General features: G+C 63.0%; 19 protein-coding genes. 7 read left to right on the forward strand and 12 right to left on the reverse strand.

Going from position 1 to position 20,965, the window contains the following annotated elements; translation table 11 throughout:
* Positions 1 to 12: 12 nt before the first annotated feature.
* The 5 genes from NZ453_RS11105 (at position 13) to gabT (ending at position 6,223) form a co-directional block, all read left to right on the forward strand.
* Positions 13 to 1,059, forward strand: coding sequence for an ABC transporter substrate-binding protein (locus NZ453_RS11105; protein ID WP_263770643.1), 1,047 nt, complete (start codon positions 13 to 15; stop codon positions 1,057 to 1,059).
* Between the two features lie 115 nt (positions 1,060 to 1,174).
* A complete protein-coding gene (locus tag NZ453_RS11110; RefSeq protein ID WP_263770644.1) occupies positions 1,175 to 2,443 on the forward strand; it encodes an ABC transporter permease in 1,269 nt (422 codons plus the stop codon).
* 17 nt (positions 2,444 to 2,460) lie between these two features.
* Positions 2,461 to 3,285 carry an ABC transporter permease gene (locus NZ453_RS11115; protein ID WP_263770645.1) on the forward strand — a complete coding sequence of 275 codons (825 nt, stop codon included), beginning with the start codon at positions 2,461 to 2,463 and terminating at the stop codon, positions 3,283 to 3,285.
* Positions 3,286 to 3,331: 46 nt separating this feature from the next.
* A complete protein-coding gene (gabD, locus tag NZ453_RS11120; RefSeq protein WP_263770646.1) occupies positions 3,332 to 4,789 on the forward strand; it encodes an NADP-dependent succinate-semialdehyde dehydrogenase in 1,458 nt (485 codons plus the stop codon).
* Positions 4,790 to 4,915: 126 nt separating this feature from the next.
* Positions 4,916 to 6,223, forward strand: a complete 1,308-nt coding sequence (gene gabT / locus NZ453_RS11125; protein WP_263770647.1) for a 4-aminobutyrate--2-oxoglutarate transaminase — start codon at positions 4,916 to 4,918, stop codon at positions 6,221 to 6,223.
* 99 nt (positions 6,224 to 6,322) lie between these two features.
* Here gabT and NZ453_RS11130 read toward each other — a convergent pair whose 3' ends face one another.
* The 6 genes from NZ453_RS11130 to NZ453_RS11155 form a co-directional block, all read right to left on the reverse strand.
* On the reverse strand, positions 6,323 to 7,492 hold the full coding sequence (locus tag NZ453_RS11130) for a heme biosynthesis HemY N-terminal domain-containing protein (protein WP_263770648.1): 1,170 nt from the start codon (positions 7,490 to 7,492) through the stop codon (positions 6,323 to 6,325).
* Positions 7,489 to 8,583, reverse strand: coding sequence for a uroporphyrinogen-III C-methyltransferase (locus NZ453_RS11135; RefSeq protein WP_263770649.1), 1,095 nt, complete (start codon positions 8,581 to 8,583; stop codon positions 7,489 to 7,491). Before NZ453_RS11135 ends, NZ453_RS11130 begins: the two co-directional genes overlap by 4 nt.
* The gene (locus tag NZ453_RS11140; RefSeq protein WP_263770651.1) at positions 8,576 to 9,361 is read right to left on the reverse strand and encodes a uroporphyrinogen-III synthase; all 786 of its coding nucleotides are present in this window, start codon (positions 9,359 to 9,361) and stop codon (positions 8,576 to 8,578) included. Before NZ453_RS11140 ends, NZ453_RS11135 begins: the two co-directional genes overlap by 8 nt.
* On the reverse strand, positions 9,361 to 10,311 hold the full coding sequence (hemC, locus tag NZ453_RS11145) for a hydroxymethylbilane synthase (RefSeq protein ID WP_263770652.1): 951 nt from the start codon (positions 10,309 to 10,311) through the stop codon (positions 9,361 to 9,363). Before hemC ends, NZ453_RS11140 begins: the two co-directional genes overlap by 1 nt.
* 112 nt (positions 10,312 to 10,423) lie before the next feature.
* Positions 10,424 to 11,194, reverse strand: coding sequence for a LytR/AlgR family response regulator transcription factor (locus tag NZ453_RS11150; RefSeq protein WP_263770759.1), 771 nt, complete (start codon positions 11,192 to 11,194; stop codon positions 10,424 to 10,426).
* Positions 11,194 to 12,228, reverse strand: coding sequence for a sensor histidine kinase (locus NZ453_RS11155; RefSeq protein ID WP_263770653.1), 1,035 nt, complete (start codon positions 12,226 to 12,228; stop codon positions 11,194 to 11,196). Before NZ453_RS11155 ends, NZ453_RS11150 begins: the two co-directional genes overlap by 1 nt.
* A gap of 33 nt (positions 12,229 to 12,261) precedes the next feature.
* Between NZ453_RS11155 and argH the strand changes: the two genes are divergently transcribed.
* Together argH and NZ453_RS11165 are read left to right on the forward strand one after the other, a co-directional pair.
* On the forward strand, positions 12,262 to 13,695 hold the full coding sequence (argH, locus tag NZ453_RS11160) for an argininosuccinate lyase (protein WP_263770654.1): 1,434 nt from the start codon (positions 12,262 to 12,264) through the stop codon (positions 13,693 to 13,695).
* A 39-nt stretch (positions 13,696 to 13,734) separates the two neighbouring features.
* Positions 13,735 to 15,021 (forward strand): serine/threonine-protein kinase, encoded by a 1,287-nt coding sequence (locus NZ453_RS11165; RefSeq protein ID WP_263770655.1) that lies wholly within the window; start codon positions 13,735 to 13,737, stop codon positions 15,019 to 15,021.
* A gap of 8 nt (positions 15,022 to 15,029) precedes the next feature.
* Here the strand turns inward: NZ453_RS11165 and NZ453_RS11170 are convergent, their stop codons facing one another.
* The 6 genes from NZ453_RS11170 to NZ453_RS11195 all read right to left on the reverse strand — a co-directional run bounded on the left by NZ453_RS11170 (position 15,030) and on the right by NZ453_RS11195 (position 20,860).
* Complete coding sequence (locus tag NZ453_RS11170; protein ID WP_263770656.1) at positions 15,030 to 15,560, reverse strand: hypothetical protein; 531 nt, start codon at positions 15,558 to 15,560, stop codon at positions 15,030 to 15,032.
* A 169-nt stretch (positions 15,561 to 15,729) separates the two neighbouring features.
* Positions 15,730 to 16,053 (reverse strand): Grx4 family monothiol glutaredoxin, encoded by a 324-nt coding sequence (gene grxD, locus NZ453_RS11175; RefSeq protein WP_263770657.1) that lies wholly within the window; start codon positions 16,051 to 16,053, stop codon positions 15,730 to 15,732.
* 63 nt (positions 16,054 to 16,116) lie between these two features.
* Complete coding sequence (gene prmC, locus NZ453_RS11180) at positions 16,117 to 16,950, reverse strand: peptide chain release factor N(5)-glutamine methyltransferase (RefSeq protein ID WP_263770658.1); 834 nt, start codon at positions 16,948 to 16,950, stop codon at positions 16,117 to 16,119.
* A gap of 3 nt (positions 16,951 to 16,953) precedes the next feature.
* Positions 16,954 to 18,036, reverse strand: a complete 1,083-nt coding sequence (prfA, locus tag NZ453_RS11185) for a peptide chain release factor 1 (RefSeq protein WP_263770659.1) — start codon at positions 18,034 to 18,036, stop codon at positions 16,954 to 16,956.
* A gap of 77 nt (positions 18,037 to 18,113) precedes the next feature.
* Positions 18,114 to 19,361 (reverse strand): glutamyl-tRNA reductase, encoded by a 1,248-nt coding sequence (hemA, locus tag NZ453_RS11190; RefSeq protein ID WP_263770660.1) that lies wholly within the window; start codon positions 19,359 to 19,361, stop codon positions 18,114 to 18,116.
* Between the two features lie 515 nt (positions 19,362 to 19,876).
* On the reverse strand, positions 19,877 to 20,860 hold the full coding sequence (locus NZ453_RS11195; protein ID WP_263770661.1) for a response regulator: 984 nt from the start codon (positions 20,858 to 20,860) through the stop codon (positions 19,877 to 19,879).
* Between the last annotated feature and the right edge of the window lie 105 nt (positions 20,861 to 20,965).

The raw sequence follows: 20,965 nt of genomic DNA on the forward strand, positions 1-20,965 counted from the left end.
CAGGAGAGCCTCATGACCCGCACCACCACTGCCGTTCGTCCCATCGCAGCGGCCTGCGCCGCCCTCTGTCTGGTAGCTGGAACCGCCAGCGCCGACGTCACCGTCATTTCCTTTGGCGGGACCAACCAGAAGGCGCAGGAGAAGGCGTTCTACCAGCCGTATACGAAAACCACGGGAGGCAAGATCGTCGCCGGGGAATACAATGGTGAACAGGCCAAGATCAAGGCCATGGTCGAGGCAAAGAACGTCACGTGGGATGTCGTCGAGGTCGAGTCGCCGGAACTTGCGCGCGGCTGCGAGGAAGGTCTGTACGAGAAGCTCGACATGGGCAAGATCGGGCCCAAGGCGGACTTCGTTCCTGCCGCCCTTTCTGAATGCGGCATCGGCATCTTCGTCTGGTCTACCGTCCTCGCGTACAACGGCGATACGTTGAAGAATGCGCCAGCCTCCTGGAACGACTTCTGGGATCTGAAGAAATTCCCGGGAAAACGCGGCATGCGTAAAGGAGCCAAGTTCACTCTCGAATTCGCGCTGCTCGCCGACGGCGTGAAACCCGAAGACGTTTATAAGACCTTGGGCACCAAAGCCGGGGCCGATCGGGCCTTCAAGAAACTCGACCAGATCAAGTCAAACATTCAATGGTGGGAAGCGGGTGCCCAGCCGCCGCAATTGCTTGCCGCCGGCGACGTGGTCATGAGCACGGCTTACAACGGGCGCATCGCCACCGCGCAGAAGGAAGGCAAGAACCTGAAGATCGTGTGGACGAACAACATCTACGACTTCGATTCCTGGGGCATTCCGGTCGGCACGCCGAACAAGGAAGAGGCCTACAAGTTCATCGCCTTCGCCAGCAAGCCCGAGAACCAGAAAGTGTTCGCTGGCGAGATTCCCTACGGACCGACCAACGTGAAGGGAACCGCGCTGGTGGACAAGGCGATCGTGCCTCAGCTGCCGACAGCGCCGCAGAACATGAAGGGCGCTTTGGCCAGCAACACGCAGTTCTGGGTCGAACACGGCGAAGACCTTGAACAGCGTTTCAACGCCTGGGCGGCAAAGTAAGCACGCTCCGCTCAACCAGGCGCCACGTCGGGCCGTCGTCATGGCGGCTCGACGATAGCGCAAGAGCACGATCGCGGCCGACAGCATGACAGTGCACCGAACCGAGGATTACCGTATGAGTACGCCATCGACCCTGACGATGCCGGAGGCGATAACGGCCGAAACGCCGATGTCGCTGAAGGAGCAACTCGCCCGCGCGGAACGGCTGAAGAAGCTCAAGTACGGCGCCTTGATCCTGCCTCTCGTGCTGTTTCTCGTTCTCACATTCATCTGGCCGATTGCCGCACTGCTCAAGCGCAGCATCGACAACCCGGAGATTGTCAGCGCCTTTCCGGCGACCAGCGAGTTGCTGCGGCAATGGGACGGGAAAAACGCGCCGCCCGATGCGGTCTTCGCCGCCTTCGCCGATGAAATCGTGCAACACAAAGGCTCGCCGGTGTTTGCCGCAGCCGCCAAGCGGTTGAACATGGAGTTGCCCGGCTTCCGCTCGCTGATGATGAAGACCGCGCGTGCACTGCCGCCCACGGCTGGAGCGTCGGCTCGCGAGGCGCTTGTCGAAGCGGACCCGCGCTGGGAGGAACCCGCCACTTGGCAGTATCTCGCGCGCAACGCGTCGCCCTATACGGCGCGCTACCTGCTCGCTTCCGTCGACCGCAAGTACGACGACGCCGGAAACGTCGTTCAGGCCGATGCCGACGAGGCCATCTATGTCAATGTCTTTGCGCGCACGTTCGGCATGTCGGCGATCGTCACGGCCTTCTGCCTGCTGCTCGGATTCCCGCTCGCCTACTTGATGGCGACGCAACCGCCGCGCATCGCGAACGTGCTGATGATCTTTGTCGTATTGCCGTTTTGGACGTCGATCCTCGTCCGCGTCGCTGCCTGGCTGGTACTTCTGCAGAGCGAAGGACTGGTCAACAAGGCCTTGATGCTGTTCGGGCTGATCGACCAGCCGCTGGAACTCGTCTTCAACAGCACGGGCGTCTACATCGCCATGGTGCATATCCTGCTGCCGTTCATGATCCTGCCGCTATACAGCGTCATGAAGGGCATTTCGCCGAGCTACGTCCGCGCGGCCGTTTCGCTCGGCTGCCCGCCGATCCGCAGTTTTTGGAAAGTCTATTTCCCTCTCGCCCTGCCCGGTGTCGGCGCCGGTTGCCTGCTCGTCTTCATCCTGTGCATGGGCTACTACATCACGCCGGCGCTGCTCGGCAGTCCGAAGGAACAGATGGCGAGCTACTTCGTCGCCTTCTACACCAACCAGACGATCAACTGGGGCATGGCCGCCGCGCTCTCGGCAATCCTGTTCGCAGCGACGCTGGTCCTCTACATCGTCTACACGAAGCTTGTCGGCGGCCAGGACATGGCGGCGCGAGCCCGCTGAATAGAGGGGAGAGAACAATGATCGCCACCTACGCTACTCCGCTCGAACGAGTCTGGCACTACGCCTTCCGCGCCATCTGCGGCCTCGTGCTGGTCTTCCTCATGCTGCCAATCCTCGTCATCGCGCCGCTGTCGTTCAACGCCGATTCGTTCCTGCTCTATCCGATGTCGGGATTCTCATTCAAATGGTATGAAGAGTTCCTGACTTCGCCCGCATGGCGCCAGGCGTTCATGAACAGCTGCATCGTCTCGCCTTTCGCCACGCTCCTCGCGATGGCACTCGGCACGCCGGCGGCGGTCGGCCTGGCGCGTATCGAGTTTCCCGGCAAGGCGCTGCTGACGTCGATCCTGATTTCACCGATGGTCGTGCCGGTAGTCATCGTCGGCGTGGCAACCTACCTCGTGTTCGCGCCGATCGGGCTTTCCGGCAGCTACCTTGGCTTGATCATCGTCCATGCCGCGCTCGGCGTCCCCTTTGTGCTGACCACGGTGACGGCGACGCTGCAAGGATTCGACTTCAACCTCGTGCGTGCGGCGGCAAGCCTAGGCGCCAATCCGCTGACCACCTTCTTCCGGGTCACGCTGCCGCTCGTTGCCCCCGGTGTCATTTCGGGGGGCCTATTCGCCTTCGGCACGTCGTTCGACGAGGTCGTCGTCACGCTTTTCCTCGCCGGCCCCGAACAGAGCACCCTGCCGCGTCAGATGTTCGCCGGCATCCGCGAGAACATCAGCCCGACCATCGCCGCCGTGGCGACGATTCTGACGATCCTGTCCACGTTCATGCTGATCACGCTCGAGTGGCTCCGCCGGCGATCGGAGCGCTTGCGCAGCCAGGGTCATTGACGCTCCGAGGCGCACCGAACCCGCCTTTACCGTTACAAGGAAAACCATGCTCAAACTCAACGAGGCCAATCTCCTGCGCCAGCGCGGCTACATCGATGGCCAGTGGCTCGACGCAGACAGCGGCGAGACGATTCCGGTGGTCGACCCGGCCACGGGCGACACTGTCGGCTCTGTGCCGAAGATGGGCGCCGATGAAACCCGCCGGGCCATCGGGTGCGCCAATGCGGCGTTTCCTGCTTGGCGTGCGCAGACGGCCGCCGAGCGCGGCAAACGGTTACGGCGCTGGGCAGAGCTGATGGTCGCCCACCAGGACGACCTCGCCCGGATCATGACGGCAGAACAAGGCAAACCCTTGGCCGAATCGCGAGGCGAGATCGCCTACGCCGCCAGCTATCTCGAATGGTTTGCCGAGGAGGGACGACGCGCGTACGGCGACATCGTTCCGCCCAATGCCGGCGACCGGCGTGTGCTTGTCACACGCGAGCCGGTCGGCGTGTGCGCGGCGATCACGCCATGGAATTTCCCGTCAGCAATGATCACGCGCAAGGCCGGCGCGGCCCTCGCGGCCGGGTGCACCATCGTCGTCAAGCCGGCCAGCCAGACGCCGTTCTCGGCCCTTGCGCTCGCGGAACTCGCCACTCGTGCCGGGATCCCGAACGGTGTCTTCAATGTCATTACGGGGTCGGCGCGCGCCATCGGCGGCGAGATTTGCGCCAACCCCATCGTACGCAAATTGTCGTTCACCGGCTCGACCGAGATCGGTTCGCAACTCATCGCGCAATGCGCGCCAACCGTCAAGAAGTTGTCCATGGAATTGGGCGGCAACGCGCCATTCATCGTCTTCGACGACGCCGATCTCGACGCGGCGGTCGTCGGCGCCATGGCATCCAAGTACCGTAATACCGGGCAGACCTGCGTGTGCGCCAACCGGTTGCTGGTGCAGGACCGCGTTTACGACGCCTTCGCCGACAAGCTCGTGGCCGCCGTTTCCCGGCTGAAAATAGGCAACGGCGGGGAGCCCGGCGTGACGCAAGGCCCACTTATCGACGAGGCGGCCGTCGCCAAGGTCGAGGAGTTGCTCGCCGACGCGTTGGCGAAAGGGGCGCGCCTCCTCTGCGGTGGGCGGCGGCACGCGCTCGGTCGCTCGTTTTTCGAACCCACGGTCGTCGCTGACGTCACCCCCGGAATGCGCCTGGCGCGGGAAGAAATCTTCGGCCCGGTGGCGCCGCTTTTCCGTTTCGAGGACGAAGCTCACGCGTTGCAACTCGCCAACGACACCGAATTCGGCCTCGCATCGTATTTCTACGCACGCGATGTCGGTCGCATTTTCCGGATTGCCGAAGGGCTCGAATACGGAATGGTCGGAGTGAATACCGGATTGATCTCGACGGAGATCGCGCCCTTCGGCGGCGTCAAGTCATCAGGACTCGGCCGCGAAGGTTCGCGCCACGGCCTCGACGACTATCTGGAAATGAAATACGTCTGTCTGGCGGGCATTCAATGACGCCGACCGGATAAGTCCCGCCCTTCCGGCTACGCCGGACTCTGGACAACCCGATTGCTGACCGTTGGCGATAGCCAGCGTAGGTTCCCTTTTGCCCTTTTTGTCTCTTGATCAGGAGTGATGCAAATGAATTCGATGACCGATCTGAAGCAACAAACGAATGCCGGGCTGATGGCGCGGCGCGCCGCGGCCCTGCCCCGCGGCGTCGGCCAGGCGCACGGGGTGTTCGCGGTGCGGGCCGAGAACGCGGAAATCTGGGACGTCGAGGGACGGCGTTGGATCGATTTCTGCGCCGGCATCGCCGTCGTCAATACCGGGCATTGCCATCCCCGCGTCATGGCAGCAGCACACGAACAGATGGAACGTTTCACGCATACCTGCTTCCAGGTTGTTGCCTACGAATCCTACGTCGAGCTGGCAGAGCGGTTGAATGCTCTCGCCCCGGGCAAGACACCGAAGAAGACGTTCTTCATGAACACGGGCGCCGAAGCGATTGAGAACGCGGTCAAGATCGCGCGTGCCGCCACCGGGCGCAGCGGGATCATCGCCTTCAACGGTGCGTTTCACGGCCGTACGATGTTCTCCCTCGCGCTCACCGGCAAGGTCGATCCGTACAAAACAGGCTTCGGACCGTTTCCGTCCGAGGTTTTTCACGCGCCGTATCCGAATGCACTGCGCGGCATTTCAGTCGACGACGCGCTCGCCGGGCTGGAGCTGATCTTCAAGAACGACATCGAGGCGGCGCGCGTGGCGGCCATTGTTGTCGAGCCGGTCCAGGGCGAAGGCGGCTACATTCCCGCGCCACTGGACTTCATGCGTCGGCTGCGCGCCTTGTGCGACGAAAAGGGCATCGTACTCGTCGTCGATGAAATCCAGACCGGCGCCGCGCGCTGCGGCAAGCTGTTCGCCATCGAACACTACGGCATCGAGCCTGACATCATCACCATGGCGAAAGGACTCGGCGGCGGACTGACGCTCTCCGCCGTCATCGGCAAGGCTGCAATCATGGACGCCGCGGTACCGGGGGGCTTGGGCTCGACGTATGCCGGCCATCCAATCGCCGTGGCGGGCGCGCTGGCTGTACTCGATGTGATCGAGGAGGAAGGGCTTTGTGCGCGCGCCTCCATGCTTGGAGAAAAAACACGCGCCGCTCTAGCCGATCTGAAAGCACGTTTCGACTGCATTGCCGAAGTGCGCGGTCTCGGCGCGATGACCGCCGTCGAGTTCTGTCACAAGGGAGATCCACGTCGTCCAGCCGCCGAGATCGCCAACGCCCTGAAGGCCGAGGCGGCCAAGCGTGGCTTGCTGGTCCTCAATTGCGGTTGTCATGGCAATGTGTTGCGCCTAATGCTGCCGCTGACCATCCCCGACAGCGTGCTCGACGAAGGACTCGCCATTCTCGGCGAAGCGCTTGCCGCCGCGGTTGCCGGATAGGCGTCGTGCAGGAGCGTCGGCGACGGATCTGAACGACGTCGCCGGTTTGCTCCACGAGCGAACGCTGAAAAGAAGAGTCCCGCGCCAGCGGTACGGAAATCAGGACAGTAGGCCGGCCGCCGCCCGATAGTGCTCCATCGCCTCGTCGGCCCGTCCGGTCTGTTCCAGCAAGCGCGCGAGTTCGAGCCGCACTTCGCGGCCGTCAGCGAGAGAAAGCGAAGCGTCCAGATAGTTCTCAGCCTTGCCCCATAGCCGCTGGGCGAAACACATCCGCCCAAGCGCCAAGAGCAGCGCGGCATCATTGCGGTGTGCGGGAAGCCATTTTTCGGCCCGCGCGATGCAAGCGGTAAGGTCGCTCCCTCGCGTTTTTCCGTAGAGATCCGCGAGCGAGGAATCCCATTCCTTGTCGAGTTGGGCTTCGATGGCCGCGCGCGCCTCGTCGTCGGCTTCCAATCGCATTAACGCTTCGGCATAGGTATGTGTGAGCCGCGGGCTCGCTTCGAGCGCCGGCATGTTCTTGCGATAAGCCTGCAGTTGTGCGCGATCGCCCTGGCGTTCGCGGATGTTCTCGCAGTGCGCCTTGAGCTTGATCTCCCGCGCCACCTCGGGAAGCAGCGCGTTGCGCTTTTCGAGCAGGCGCACGATGCGCAGGACTTCTTCCCAGTTGCCGCACCCTTGCTGCGCGCGCATTTCCAGTCGCAGCGCGGCGATATGCAGACCGGATTTCTCGTGCAGCTTGCGGAGTACGGCGATCGCCTCGTCGAAACGTCGCAGTTCGATCAGCATCTCGGCCTCGAGCATCAACGCGGCTGGTTCGAGTTGCGGGTCCTGTTTGACCGCGTCTTCGAGCCACGTTTTCTGCTGGAAGGGCTCGCGCAGCCGTTGCGCCGCGCGGGCGGCGATCAGCGCGGCGAACGCCCGCGAATAGCCGGTCGCGTGCGCCAGCGACGCCTGCTTGAGCGCTTGCTTGAAACGCCCTTCGAAGAGCAAGCGCGCCGCATCGTGGAAACGCTGCACTGTTTTCTCGTGTTGGCGCCGTGAGCGGAATGCGCGTGCACGTCTCGGCAGCGCCGCCGCCAACGCCACACCGCGCAGCAAACCATAAAGCAATACAAAGCCGCCGAGAAGCAGGACGATGGCCAGATTGAGGGAAATTTCGGCTCGGTACGGCGGATACACCAGAAGGATGTAGCCGTCATTGACGTGCGCCGCCAGCGAAATCCCTACCGCGAGGGCGAACAGCGCCAGAACCCAGAGCAGGCCCTTCATCGGCCTTCCTTGGGTTTCGCGGTTTTGATCGCCGAGAGGCTCTCGTTGAGCGTCGGCAATTCGATCGCGATCTCGGTGGACGACAGTTGCTTGAGGGTCGTCAGCGCATTATTGACCGACGCCTCACGGCTGTCGAAATAACGCTCGACGAACGACTGCGCCTGCCTCAATTCGTTACGGAACGTCCATTGGTCGCGCGCGAGCAGGGCAAGGCGCGCATTGAGCAGGCGCAGCTTGAGGTTCTCACGGAGGAAGAACGCCTGCCCGGGCGCGAGCAACGCCGGCTCGTCGCGGTCGAAACGCTGAATGCGCACGAGTCCCCGGACTTCGCTCCAGAAATCGGCGGCGAGCCGCTGCCAAAAACCGGACGCAGAGGCTGCAGCCGCCGGAGGCTGGGCGCCAGCTTTGGTCTCGGAACGCGGGCGCACGTCGACGGCAAAGGGCAACGAGTCTACAACGGCAATCGCACTCTCGAGGCGCAGGTTCATGCCGGTCAAGTCGACTTGCGGCAACGCGCGCAACTTATTCAGATCATTGGTTACGGCTTTGCGCAGCGCGGTGTACTGTGGCTTGCCGCTCGCCGCGAGGCGCGCGTCCGCTGTCTGCAACGCCAGCACCGCTCCCTGCACGTTGCCTGCCAGTTGCAACTGCTGCGCCGCCAGGGTCACGCCCTGCTCGACTTCTGCCAGAGCCCATTCGTCGCGGCTGCGGGCGAGCTCCTTGTACAGCGATTCGAGCGTTTCTTGCTGGCTCTTCGACTCTGCCAGCTTGCCCTCCATCTCTCCGAGCTTAGCCTGCAGCGTCGCGATCTGCTCTTGTGCTTGCCGGGCCAGCAAGCGGCTCTCCTTGGCGACCGAATCACTTTCCGCCAGGCGGCGTGCGACCTCCTGCTGTGTATCGGCCAGCCGAAGGCGCGTCTCCACCCACTGCCAGGCGGCCAGAGCTATCGCAAGCAAGGCGACGACCACCCAGGGGTTGAACCAGGCGGGAGGACCTGATCGGCGCACCGGGGCCGCATGAACCGCCTGTTCCGGCCGCACCGGTTCGTTCACGGGCAACGCTTCCGCTTGCTGATCGACAGTTTCATTCATGTTGAAGCCATTTGTACCTGCACAGACTTTCGACGATTCCCGCATCGCCGGGGGGCGTCACGACGATCTCGCGCCAGCCCGCCGCGATGGCCGCCTGCTCTATCCGTTGATGCGATACGAATACCGGCAGACACCGTAGCTGCGCGCAAGCCTCAGTATCGAGCATTGCCAGAAGGTTGCGCAAACCTTCGCTCGACGAGAGCGTGACCGCGTCGAGTGCTTTGTTGCGCAACAGCGACACAATCTCCGATGCGTCGCTCGGCGGGGTACGTCGATAGCACGCGATGCAATCGACATCCGCACCGCGCTGGCGCAACGTATCGACCAGCAACTCACGCCCGCCATCACCGCGCAGGATCAACACTTTCTTCCCGACGACACGCGCGCTTTGCAACGCCGGCTGATCGAGCAAGGCCTCAGAGTCGAAGCGCTGTGCGGGGACAACGATGCGATCGGAATCGAAACCATGCGACACCAGCGCGCTCACCGTCCCCGGGCCGATTGCCGCCGCTTGCGTCGCCTCCGGCCACGGGCCCTGCGCCGCAATCTCCGGTATCGCGAACGCCACAGCGTTGGGGCTGATAAAAACCACAAGTACGTATTGCGCCAGTCGGGCAGCGACGCCCCTGAGCGGCGCCGCATCGAGCGGTGGCTCGATCTCGATGAGCGGAAAACAGAGCGGTTCGCCACCTTCGCCCGCGATCAGGGCCGCCAGCCGAGCGGCTTGCGCGCGCGGGCGGGTGACGAGGATCCGCCGGCCTTGCAGCAACCGGCCCATCAGTGTGAAGAATGCGCGAGGTCGGCGAGAATGCCCTCTCCACCCTCGGCACGGAGCCGCGCCGCGAGGCCGCCACCGACAATCTCTGCTTCGCTCGGCAGACCGCTTGCCTCACCACGAACTACGCGTCGGCCGTCCGTCGTCGCGACGAATCCGCGCAGCCGCAAACGGTTGTCTTCGATCACGGCATAGCCACCGAGAGGGACTTGGCAGCTTCCTCCGAGCGCGCGTGAAAAGGCGCGCTCCGCCCGAACACAGTCGCTCGTCGCTGAGTCGTTGAGCGGCGCCAGCCAAGCCGCCGCTTCGGTGTTGGCGGCAAGTATTTCGATTCCGAGCGCGCCCTGTCCGGGAGCCGGTAGCGACCGTTCCGGAGCGATGACGGCACGGATGCGTTGTTCGAGCCCGAGCCGCCGCAAACCGGCGGCGGCGAGAATAATCGCGTCGTAATGGCCCTCGTCGAGCTTGCGTAGTCGCGTGTCGAGGTTACCGCGCAAAGGCTCTACGTTCAGCGAAGGATAGGCGGCGCGCAGCGTCGCCTCACGCCGCAGACTCGACGTGCCGACCACCGCACCGGGAGGCAGCGCATCGAGATCCGGATAACGATTGGAAACGAAAGCGTCGCACGGATTCTCACGGGTCAGGATCGCGGTCAATGCGAACCCGTCCGGCATCTCCATCGGCACGTCCTTGAGCGAATGGACGGCCAAGTCGGCACGGCCTTCCTGCAGCGCGACTTCGAGTTCGCGGATAAAGAGTCCCTTGCCGCCGATGCGCGACAACGGCCGGTCGAGAATGCGGTCCCCTTTCGTCGTCATGCCGAGAATCTCGACGAGGGTACTGGGGTAAAGCGCAGACAGCCGCTCCCGCACGTGTTCGGCCTGCCACAGGGCGAGGCGCGATTCCCGCGAGGCGATGACGATGCGGCGTGGAACAGTGCGAGGAAGGGTCACGGAGCGTCCGCGAAGCGGCCAAAAACCAATGAAAACGGTCGGGATTTTACCATGCGCGACAACGCCGCCGGCACCGCATTCGGCCGGCTCTCTCCGCCTAACCTGCTGACCGTCAGGAACTCAAGCGCTTCGCGTACGACTTTACCAGCGGCCACTGGCGACGGCTGACTGGCAGCTTTTCCGGGACGTTGCGCAAAAGCGCTTGCCACTGCGTTTCAGCGTCCTCAGCGGCGTTTTTCTCGAAGCCGACAATGGCGTCCTTGGCCGCCAGCACGCTGCGGTGGAGCCGAATGAAGCGTTCGGAAAACTCCTCTTCGAGATGCGTCAACGACTCGTCGAGCAGGAATTCGCGATTCGCCGTACGCGCCGTGACGTACTTGAGATCCGCGCGTAGATAAAGGATGTCGGGTACCGGGATCAGCAGTAACCGGCCGCGTTCGTGGCAGGACAGGTGCGAGCGGGCGCCCTGTTGCAGCCCGGCCAGAACTTCCGGCGAAACGGGGCGGCTGTGCCGCACCTTTTGCAGTGCGGCGGCGAGGCGCTGCGCACGAACGGGCTTGACGAGATAATCCACCGCATTGAGTTCGAAGGCCTGCACGGCGTAACCGTCGTATGCCGTCACGAAGACGATCGCGGGCGGATGTTCCAGCCGGCCAAGATGGCGTGCGAGCTCGATGCCATCCATGCGCGGCATGCGGATGTCGATCAGCGCCACATCGACCGGGTGCGCTTCGAGCGCGCGTACGGCGAGCAGGCCATCCGCCGCCTCCCCGACTACGGCGTTCGGCACTTCAGCGGCGATATCGGCGAGCAGGTCGCGCAGGCGCGCCCGCGCCGGCGCTTCGTCGTCGACGATGAGCACTGACAAGGTCGGACCGGCCATCATGATTTGGAACTCCGGCAAGGCAGAACGATTTTGACGAGGTATTCGCGTCGACCGTCGGCACCGGTTTCCTCGCGCGCCTCCAGCCTCGCTTCGAGGTCGTAGTGCAACGCCAATCGCTCGCGGATGTTATTGAGCGCCATGCGATTGCCGTGCTGGCGATCGCTGCCCTGAAAGCAGGGATTGGCAAGATCGATATGCAACTCGTCGCCGTTGCGCGCAAAACGCACGCGGATGGTTCCCATGTCACCGGACGGCTCGATGCCATGATAGACGGCGTTCTCCAGCAGCGGTTGCAGCATCAGTGGGGGTACCTTAAGGTCGGCGGGCACATCGACGATCTCCCATTCGACGTTGAGGCGGTCGCCGAGGCGCAGCTTTTCGACATCGAGGTACTGCCGGCAGAGTGCGATCTCGTCGGCCAGCGGGAGCAGATCGCGGTGATCGCGCATCAACGCACGGAAGAGTTCGGCGAGTTCCTCGAGCGTGTTCTCGGCGCGCCGCGGGTCGGTACGAATCAGCGAGAGCACGGCGTTCAGGCTGTTGAACAGGAAATGCGGTCGAATGCGCGCCGTGAGCGCCTGCAGCCGGGCTTCGGCCAGTGCCGGCGAGAAAGCGCGGGCCCGCAGAGAAAAATAGAAGAGCATCGTGCCCGCCGTCGCGCCGGCGAGTACGACTACGCGCACCATGCGCGGCCAGCCGCCTTCATCGAAGCCGAGGAAGCGCCAGAAGTCGAGCAGAACCACGGCTGAAATCACGGTTAGGCCGACGACGACCACACGGCCGATTTGCGGATCGATCCGCCGCAACACGTCACGCAGCCCGGCGAAAACCGCGAGGTCAAGCAGCAAGAGCGGCTGCACCCAAGCCGCCAGATCGACGTAGCGACCCACTGTTTCGTTGATCCCTGCGCTTTGCACCAGCGCCGCCGCGAGGGCAAGGAGGTTCACGCCAAGCAGGATGCGCAGCATGACGCCGAAGTTGCGGAAGTCCGGCAACGGAGGGGCTGCGGGGTTTTGCTTTATACTTGGCATCAGGCCATTTTAGCCCATCAATTTGCCTTCATCATGAGCCGATCGCAACCCAAACCGCACCATTCATCGTCCTCGCAGCCAGCCCCCGCCGCCGGTCAATACACTTGGGCCGGGCGTTTTTCGGAACCGATGTCCGACCTCGTGAAACGCTACACGGCATCGGTCAACTTTGATCGGCGCATGTGGCGCCAGGACATCCGCGGTTCGCTGGCGCACGCGCGCATGCTCGCGCGCCAAGGCATCATCTCGGTACAGGATCTGTCGGATATCGAACGCGGCATGGCGCAGATCGTCGGCGAGATCGAATCCGGTGCCTTTGAATGGTCCCTCGACCTGGAAGACGTCCACCTCAATATCGAGAAGCGTCTCACAACGATCGTCGGGGACGCCGGCAAACGCCTGCATACCGGTCGTTCGCGCAACGATCAGGTGGCAACCGACATCCGGCTCTACCTGCGCGACTCGATCGACGATATCGAGGTCCTCCTCAGGCAATTCCAGAGCAACCTGCTCGATCTCGCCGAGCGCGAGGCGGCAACGCCCATGCCGGGCTTTACGCACCTGCAGGTGGCCCAGCCGATCACCTTCGGGCACCACTTGCTTGCCTGGTACGAAATGACGCGCCGCGATGCCGAACGTTTTGCCGACGTACGCAAGCGCACCAACCGCCTGCCGCTCGGCGCCGCCGCGCTCGCCGGTACCACATACCCGATCGACCGCGAGTTCGTCGCCGCCGAACTGGGCTTCGAAGGCGTGTGCGAGAACTCGCTGGACGCTGTTTCCGACCGCGACTTTGCGATCGAATTCTGCGCCGCGGCCGCGTTGCTCATGATGCATGTATCGCGCATGTCCGAAGAACTGGTGCTGTGGATGAACCCGCGCTTTGGCTTCGTACGCATCGCCGACCGGTTCTGCACGGGCAGTTCGATCATGCCGCAGAAGAAGAACCCCGACGTTCCGGAGCTGGCCCGTGGCAAGACGGGGCGCGTTTATGGTCACCTCAGCGCGCTGCTGACGTTGATGAAGGGTCAGCCGCTGGCTTACAACAAGGATAACCAGGAAGACAAGGAGCCGCTGTTCGACGCCGTCGACACGGTGACCGACACGCTGCGCATCTTCGCCGAGATGATCCGCGGCGTTGAAGCCCGACCTGAGAACATGGCCGATGCCTTGCGCCAGGGGTTCGCCACCGCGACCGATCTCGCCGACTATCTGACCCGCAAGGGGCTGCCGTTCCGTGACGCGCACGAAGCCGTTGGCCTCGCCGTGCGACGTGCCGAGGAGCTCGGCGTCGACCTGCCGCAGTTGCCGCTCACCGAATTACAAGCTTTCTCGCCTCTGATCGGAGACGACATCTTCGCTGTTCTCACGGTCGACGGTTCCCTGGCATCGCGCAGCCACATCGGCGGCACGGCCCCGGAACAGGTACGCGCGGCGATCGACCGGGCGCGTTCGCGCTTTTCATAACCGCAGCCACTCGCCGCGACGGGCAGCGGACTGCCGGGGATGAACAGGATCGGAAAATACGACGTCGTGCGCGAGGTTGCGCGCGGCACCACGGCCACGGTCTACCTCGCCTTCGACTCCTTCGCCCGACGGGAGGTCGCCGTCAAGGTCGCTTTCCCCCAAATCCTCAAGGATCCCGAGCGGGGCAAGATCTACACGAATCTCTTCCTCAACGAAGCGTCGCTCGTCGGCAAGCTGTTGCACCCGCACATTGTGCAGATCTTCGATGCGGTGGTTGCCGAGGAGCTGTCGTACATCGTGATGGAATACGTTGCCGGCGGCACGCTGGAGGAGTTTTGCCGACCGCGTCGTCTGCTGCCTGTCGAGCGCATCGTCGAGATCGCCTTCAAGTGCACCCGCGCTCTCGACCACGCGTGCCGCCTCGGCATAACGCATCGCGATATTAAGCCGGCAAACATCCTCTACTCCGGCAAGATGCCCGGCACCGGCACGATCAAGATTTCCGACTTTGGCGCTGCGATCGTTGCTGCACCGGAACGTACGCTCGTGTCGGGCATCGGCTCGCCTGCTTACATGTCGCCGCAACAGGTGCGTGAACTCCCGCTCGACCACCGGACCGATATCTATTCGCTCGGCGTCGTCATGTACCAGCTATTCACCGGGCATCTTCCGTTTGAGGCGCAGACCCAATACGACGTCATCTACCAGATCATTCACGGCACACCGACGCGGCCCTCCAATCTGCGCAAGGAAATCCCCGAAGTGCTGGACGAAATCGTGGCGCGCGCGATGGCCAAAGATGTGGACGCGCGCTACCAGAATTGGGACGAATTCGGTCGCGATCTCGCACAGGCTTTCCGCAGCGGGCATCTGAAAACCCCGAAACGCGATTTCGCGGAGTCGGAGAAGTTCGACACATTGCGCCGCCTGGCCTTTTTCGCCGACTTTTCCGACGCCGAGATATGGGAAGTGGTGGGGTTCTCGGAATGGCGAGCGGCGGTACCCGGCGAAACGGTCATTCGCGACGGCGAAGAGGGTGATTTCTTCTGCTTTCTCGCCGAGGGCGAACTCAAAGTCATGAAGAACGGGCGCGTCCTGACCCTGCTAGGGAAAGGCGACTGCTTCGGCGAAATGGCGGTCATCGGCAAACCTTCGCGAACACGCGGCGCCGACATCGTCGCTCTCGCCGATTCGAAAATCATCACCATCCGGGATGCGGCACTCAAGCGAGCTTCCGAGGGATGCCGCATGCACGTCTACCAGTCGTTCCTCGGCGTGCTGAGCACACGCCTCGAACTAGCCAACGCGCGCCTCGCCGCTTTGTAACGTCACCGTTAGCGGCCGCAGGTAACGCTCACGTCCTTTCTGCCGTCGATATCAGGACGCTGATAGGTCGTGCGCACAAGCCCGGTGGTGGCATCGAAGAGCACGTCGAACCGCGCCGTTACGCTCCAGGCGTCGCAATACCGCCACTCCCAGACGAGCTCATCACGTGCTTTGAAATACGCCGTCCACTGCGGTACGGACGGCCCCAGCAGGCGCAGGACTTCTTCCTGCGTGCTCTTGTCGGGACGAATGCGCGCGAAGTGCGCTTCATCGAGCACGCCCTCGATGCGCTCGAGCTTGCCGTCCGGCGCCACAAAGACCATGAAGGTTTGGGTGCCCATTGGCCCTCTCGGATAAGCCAGCTGCTCGCGACCATCCGGGTCTTTCCAATGCATTGCCGGCGTGCCCATCGACGTCAGGACATCCGCAAGCGTGCTGACGCCCGGCTGGAGGTTGCTGCCCCCGTAGCCGGCACAACCGGCGAGAAACAGCGTTACGACCAGCAAGCTCAGCCTGCCGCCATGCCTAAGCGACTTCATCGCATTCTCCTTGATTCAATCTTTCAATCATTATGGCACGGGCAAAATTGGCATCGTCGAGCCGAGGGAATGTCCTCACCAACCGATGCTCGTCACGCTGATACCTCGCAGAAAGCAAAAGGCCCGACTTCCATCACGGCGTCGGGCCTCGGTTTCAGTGGGCAGTAGGTCAGTCTGGGGCCGCGATCCCTTCCAGCAGCGTCTTCAATTCGCCGCTCTGGTACATCTCGCGCATGATGTCGCAGCCGCCGACGAATTCACCCCGAATGTAGAGCTGGGGAATCGTCGGCCAGTTGGCGTACTGCTTGATGCCCTCGCGGATCGCCTGATCCTCGAGGACGTTGACGCTGAAGAAGAGCGGCAGGTTGAGCGCGCGCAGGATCTGCACCGCGGTTGCCGAGAACCCGCACATGGGCTGCTGTGGCGTCCCTTTCATGTAAAGCACCACCGGGTTTGTGGTGACCTGCTCCTTGATCAGTTCCTGCACATCCATGAAAAACCTCTTATAGTCGAGTAAAACAATCGGAATTGAGTTTACGGGCGGTACCGGGGAGCGTCAAGGCAGATACCCGCCGCTGACGCGTTCGATGCCCGCCCCGTCGCGCCACGAGGCGACGTCGGCAAACCCCGTCCCCACCAAGCGCTCCCTGACTTTGACCGATTGGTCATAGCCGTGTTCAATCAATAGCCACCCACCGGGAACAAGATGCGCTGCCGCTCCGTTGATCAACCGCTCGATGCACGCCATGCCCGAGCCGCCGGCGAGGCCGTCGGTGAGCGCTATTCGCGGCTCGAACGGCAAGCCGTCACGATCCAGGTGGGGGTCGCCTTCGGCCACATACGGCGGATTCGACACGATGAGTTCGAAGCGCTCCACACCGAGGGGCGCGTACCAGTCACCGGTGAGGAACCGCACCGATGCTCCGTGCTTTGCCGCATTGGCTCTGGCCACGGCAAGCGCTTCCGGCGAAACATCGACAGCGCTGACCAATGCCCCCGGGCATAAGCGCGCCACGACGGTGGCAATAATGCCTGACCCGGTCCCCATGTCCACGATGCGCGGTTGCGGCCAAGCACCGGCGACTCGAACCGCCTGTTCGACAAGCACTTCGGTGTCCGGCCGCGGGATAAGCACGGCCGGGGTCACGGCAAACTCCAGTTCGTGGAAGAACGCGCTTCCGAGCAGATAAGCGAGCGGCTCGCCCGCCTCGCGCCGCGAAACCAGCTCGTCGAAACGGCTCGTCTGCTCTACCGTCAGTTCGCGCTCGGCGTGCGCGATGAGATCGGCATGCGAGCACTGCGCGACATGTTGCAGGAGCAGGCGCGCATCGACGCGTTCGATGCGCCGGCTGGCACGCCGCAAAGCATCGCCGATCGGCTCGCCCGGCATTCCTTACTCGTTACCGGCCAACGCCGCGAGCTGCTCGGCCTGATGCTCGGTAGACAGCGCGCCGATCAGGTCGTCGAGATCGCCGTCCATGATCGAGTCGATCTTGTACAAGGTTAGGTTGATGCGATGGTCGGTAACGCGGCCCTGCGGGAAATTGTAGGTGCGGATGCGTTCGGAGCGGTCGCCGCTGCCGATCAGGCTCTTGCGTTCGGAAGCGATCTTCGCATGCTGCTCGCGTTCCTGCGCATCGCGGATGCGGGCGACGAGCACGGACATCGCCTGCGCCTTGTTCTTGTGCTGCGACCGCCCATCCTGGCATTCGACCACGATGCCGGTCGGCAGGTGCACGATACGCACCGCGGAGTCGGTCTTGTTGATGTGCTGACCGCCGGCGCCCGAAGCGCGGAAGGTGTCGATGCGGATATCGGCCGGGTTGATGTGGACGTCCTCGAGTTCGTCGGCTTCCGGCATCACGGCGACCGTGCACGCCGAAGTGTGGATGCGGCCCTGCGCTTCTGTTTCCGGTACCCGCTGCACGCGGTGCCCGCCTGACTCGAACTTGAGTTTCGAATACACGCCATTGCCGACAACCCGGGCAATGACTTCCTTGTAGCCGCCGATCTCCGACTCGTTCGCGGACACGATTTCCACCTGCCAACGCTGGCGCTCGGCGAAGCGCGTATACATTCGGAAGAGGTCGCCCGCGAATAGTGCCGATTCGTCACCACCCGTGCCCGCGCGGATTTCCAGGAACACATTGCGGTCGTCGTTCGCGTCTTTCGGCAGCAATAGACGCTGCAGTTCGTTTTCGAGCTGCGGCAGGCGTTCCTTGATCTCCTTGACCTCGTCTTCTGCCAGGTCCTTCATCTCAGGGTCGGCCATCATCTCCTGCGCGGCCTTGAGATCCGCCTCGCTCTGCAGCCAGTTCTCATAGAGCGCCACGACCGGCCCGAGTTCGGCATGCTCGCGCGTCAGCTTGCGATACTGATCCATATCGCGCGTCGCCTCCTCGCTCGCCAACGTGCGGTCGAGCTCGTCGAGCCGGCCGCGCAGGCTTTCCAGTTTGTCACGAATGCTTTGTTTCATAGCCCAAACCCAAAAACGAACCCGCGAGCGAAGGCTGGCGGGAAAAGGCGGCAACGACAGCCGCTATGTCAGTCGTCTCAGTCGTGATGCAGATTGAACAGACGGCTTATCAGCGCCTGCAATTCCGTGCGGTCGCCTTCGCCATGACTGAGCGCCTGCAAAGGAGGATGCAGGAACTTGTTGGTCAGGCGTTGCGAGAGTTCATCGAGCACGCGCGCCGGCTCATCACCGCGCGCGAGCAGTTTCAAGGCATGTTCCATCTCATGCCGTCGCACCCGCTCGGCGCTGTCGCGCAACGACCGGATCACCGGCACGGCCTGGCGCGTGTGCAACCAATCAAAAAAAGCATCAACGCGCGCGCCGATGATCGCTTCGGCATCGATCACCGCCGCCTGCCGGGACTCAAGCCCGGATTCGACCACCTGCGCAAGGTCGTCAACCGTGTATAGGAACACATCGTCGAGTTCCCCCACCTCGACCTCGACATCACGAGGCACAGCCAGGTCGACCATGAACATCGGGCGATGCCGTCGCGCCCGGATGGCGCGCTCGACGAGGCCGAGGCCAATGATCGGCAACTGGCTCGCCGTGCTGGAAACGACGATATCAAACTCGGCGAGGCGTTCCGCCACATCCTCAAGCCGGATGGCCGTTGCACCGAATCGTTCGGCCAACGCCTGACCGCGGTCGAGCGTGCGGTTGGCCACAACGATCTGCTTCGGCTTGCGCGCGGCAAAGTGTGCCGCGCACAGCTCGATCATTTCGCCGGCACCGATCAGCAGCAGTTTCTGGTCGGCAATGCTTTCAAAGATACGTTCTGCGAGTCGCACGGCCGCCGCCGCCATCGACACGATATTGGCGCCGATGGCTGTCGTCGATCGTACATCCTTGGCCACGGCGAACGCGCTCTGGAACAGCTTGTGCAACGTGGTTCCAAGGGCGCCTTCCTCGCGCGCGATGCGCATGGCGTCCTTCATCTGGCCAAGGATCTGCGGTTCGCCGAGCACCATCGAGTCGAGGCCGCTGGCGACGCGAAAGGCATGCCGCACGGCTTCGCGGTCCGGGTACGTGTAAAGAAACGGCTCGATGTCGGATGCACTGATTCGCCGATAATCCGTCAGCCAGTCCCGGGCAACCGACGGATCGCGGGCCTCGCAGTAAAGCTCCGTGCGGTTGCAGGTCGACAGGATTGCCGCCTCCTGAGCCCAGCCGCGGCTGATCAGATCGGCAAGCGCCCGCCGCAACTCCTCGGGGTGAAACGCAAGGGGTTCACGAACGGCGAGCGGCGCTGTGCGGTGATTGATACCGAGAGTGAAAAGCGCCATGGACAAGCGATTCGCGAGGGTCTGCTGAAAGAGCCGGAAAGCGAATGATTATACCATCCGCCTCCCTGCTCCCCGGCAGACGGCGAGGCTTAACGTATACCTGGAGCCCCGGCCCCCGCCTAGCTCAAATGAAGCGCGTTGACCGCTACCCAGTCGGAGAAGGAGCTGTAGGCGCAAAGCGGCGGGGCACCGTCAGCTCCCAGCGGGCGCTCCCAGTGAATCGGATACCTGACCGCGCAACCAAGAAACGAAACGGGCAACTTCGACGCGCTGCGCGTAGCGTTCCGGGTAGACGAGGGAATGCGCTTTGATCGGCAGCGACCAGGCTGGTAAGAACGGGACGCTAATATGCTCCGCCTCGGCATACGGAGCCGCTAATCGGCCCCTCTCGCGCAACACGCGAACCTTGCACCGCATGCTTAGATCCACCTCGACGCTCGATAGAGATATGGCGCCGACCTTAGCCAAATCCACGCCCCTCGCTTACAAGCCCGGCCCGTAAGCAAAGGGCGCCGTCAGGCCGTGGCTTTGCGTTCTAGCAGCGCAATGATGTGGCTGTGCCGACGCGCTTGCGCCAATTCACGCAACGTCTTGCCGTCGACAATGACATTCGTATCGACGCCGCCGCCGGCAATAAAGAAACCGATCGCCAACTCGTCCCAGCGATGGATGGCGGACAGGAACTGATCCTGACTGAAGTACTGCAGCCCCATCGCCGTCAATTGCTTGCGCGCCTCCAGGGACGCCGCGGTGAAGGTGTTTCCTGGGGTGCCGGAAGCACTTCCTGCATCGCGCGAAAATATCTTGCGTAAAGGCGGAACGCCGACCGGCGCGGCTCCTGGAACAGCGATCGAATCGCGGGCCGTGGGCAACGGGGTCACCGAAGCCGTCGTTGTCGCGGCCGCGCTTCCCGTGTTTGCCGATGAAGCCGCCGCGACTGCGGCACCTTGGGCTGCCGGTCCCAGGTTTGCGGGGGATTCGGCATTCGGAACCGGGATGCGTTTGAGTTTGCCGCGTTCAATCAATCCTTCGATCCGGGCGAAGACTTCATGACGGGAGAACGGCTTCTTCATGAAATCGTCGGCGCCGATACGCTTGGCGTAGAACTGCTCGGTCGCTTGTTCATTACCGCTGATCATGATGACGGGAACATCGCGCGACACGGGATCGCGTCGCATTAAACGCAGGGCGGCGAATCCGTTCATCCCGGGCAGCACGATGTCGAGGAAAACGAGATCCGGTTTCTCGCTCGAGAGAAGCAACAACCCCTTCTCGGCGTCGGCGGCTTCGATGGCAATACATCCTGCGGAGCGAAGTATTTTCCCCAGCGCCGCCGTGATTGTTGCCGAGTCGTCGATGATCAATACGCGTCGGCCCTTATGCGACCCCACTCGCTTCTTCCGCCGTCGCTCGGTCGGTTGCGGCGTTTCGACGACAGGCGCCGCGGGGGCCGCATCCGGCTTGCCGAGAACGGAGAGGATATGCTTGAAGACACTCATGGGGCACCTCTAAGCGTCGTGGGCCGCGAACGGGAAAGGAGTGACCGCGCAACACCACCAACAATGGTTGTAGTTTAGTGAATAACGGCCCGAATATCGAGCGTC

Source organism: Propionivibrio soli, from assembly GCF_025770765.1.
Classification (GTDB): Bacteria; Pseudomonadota; Gammaproteobacteria; order Burkholderiales; family Rhodocyclaceae; genus Propionivibrio; species Propionivibrio soli.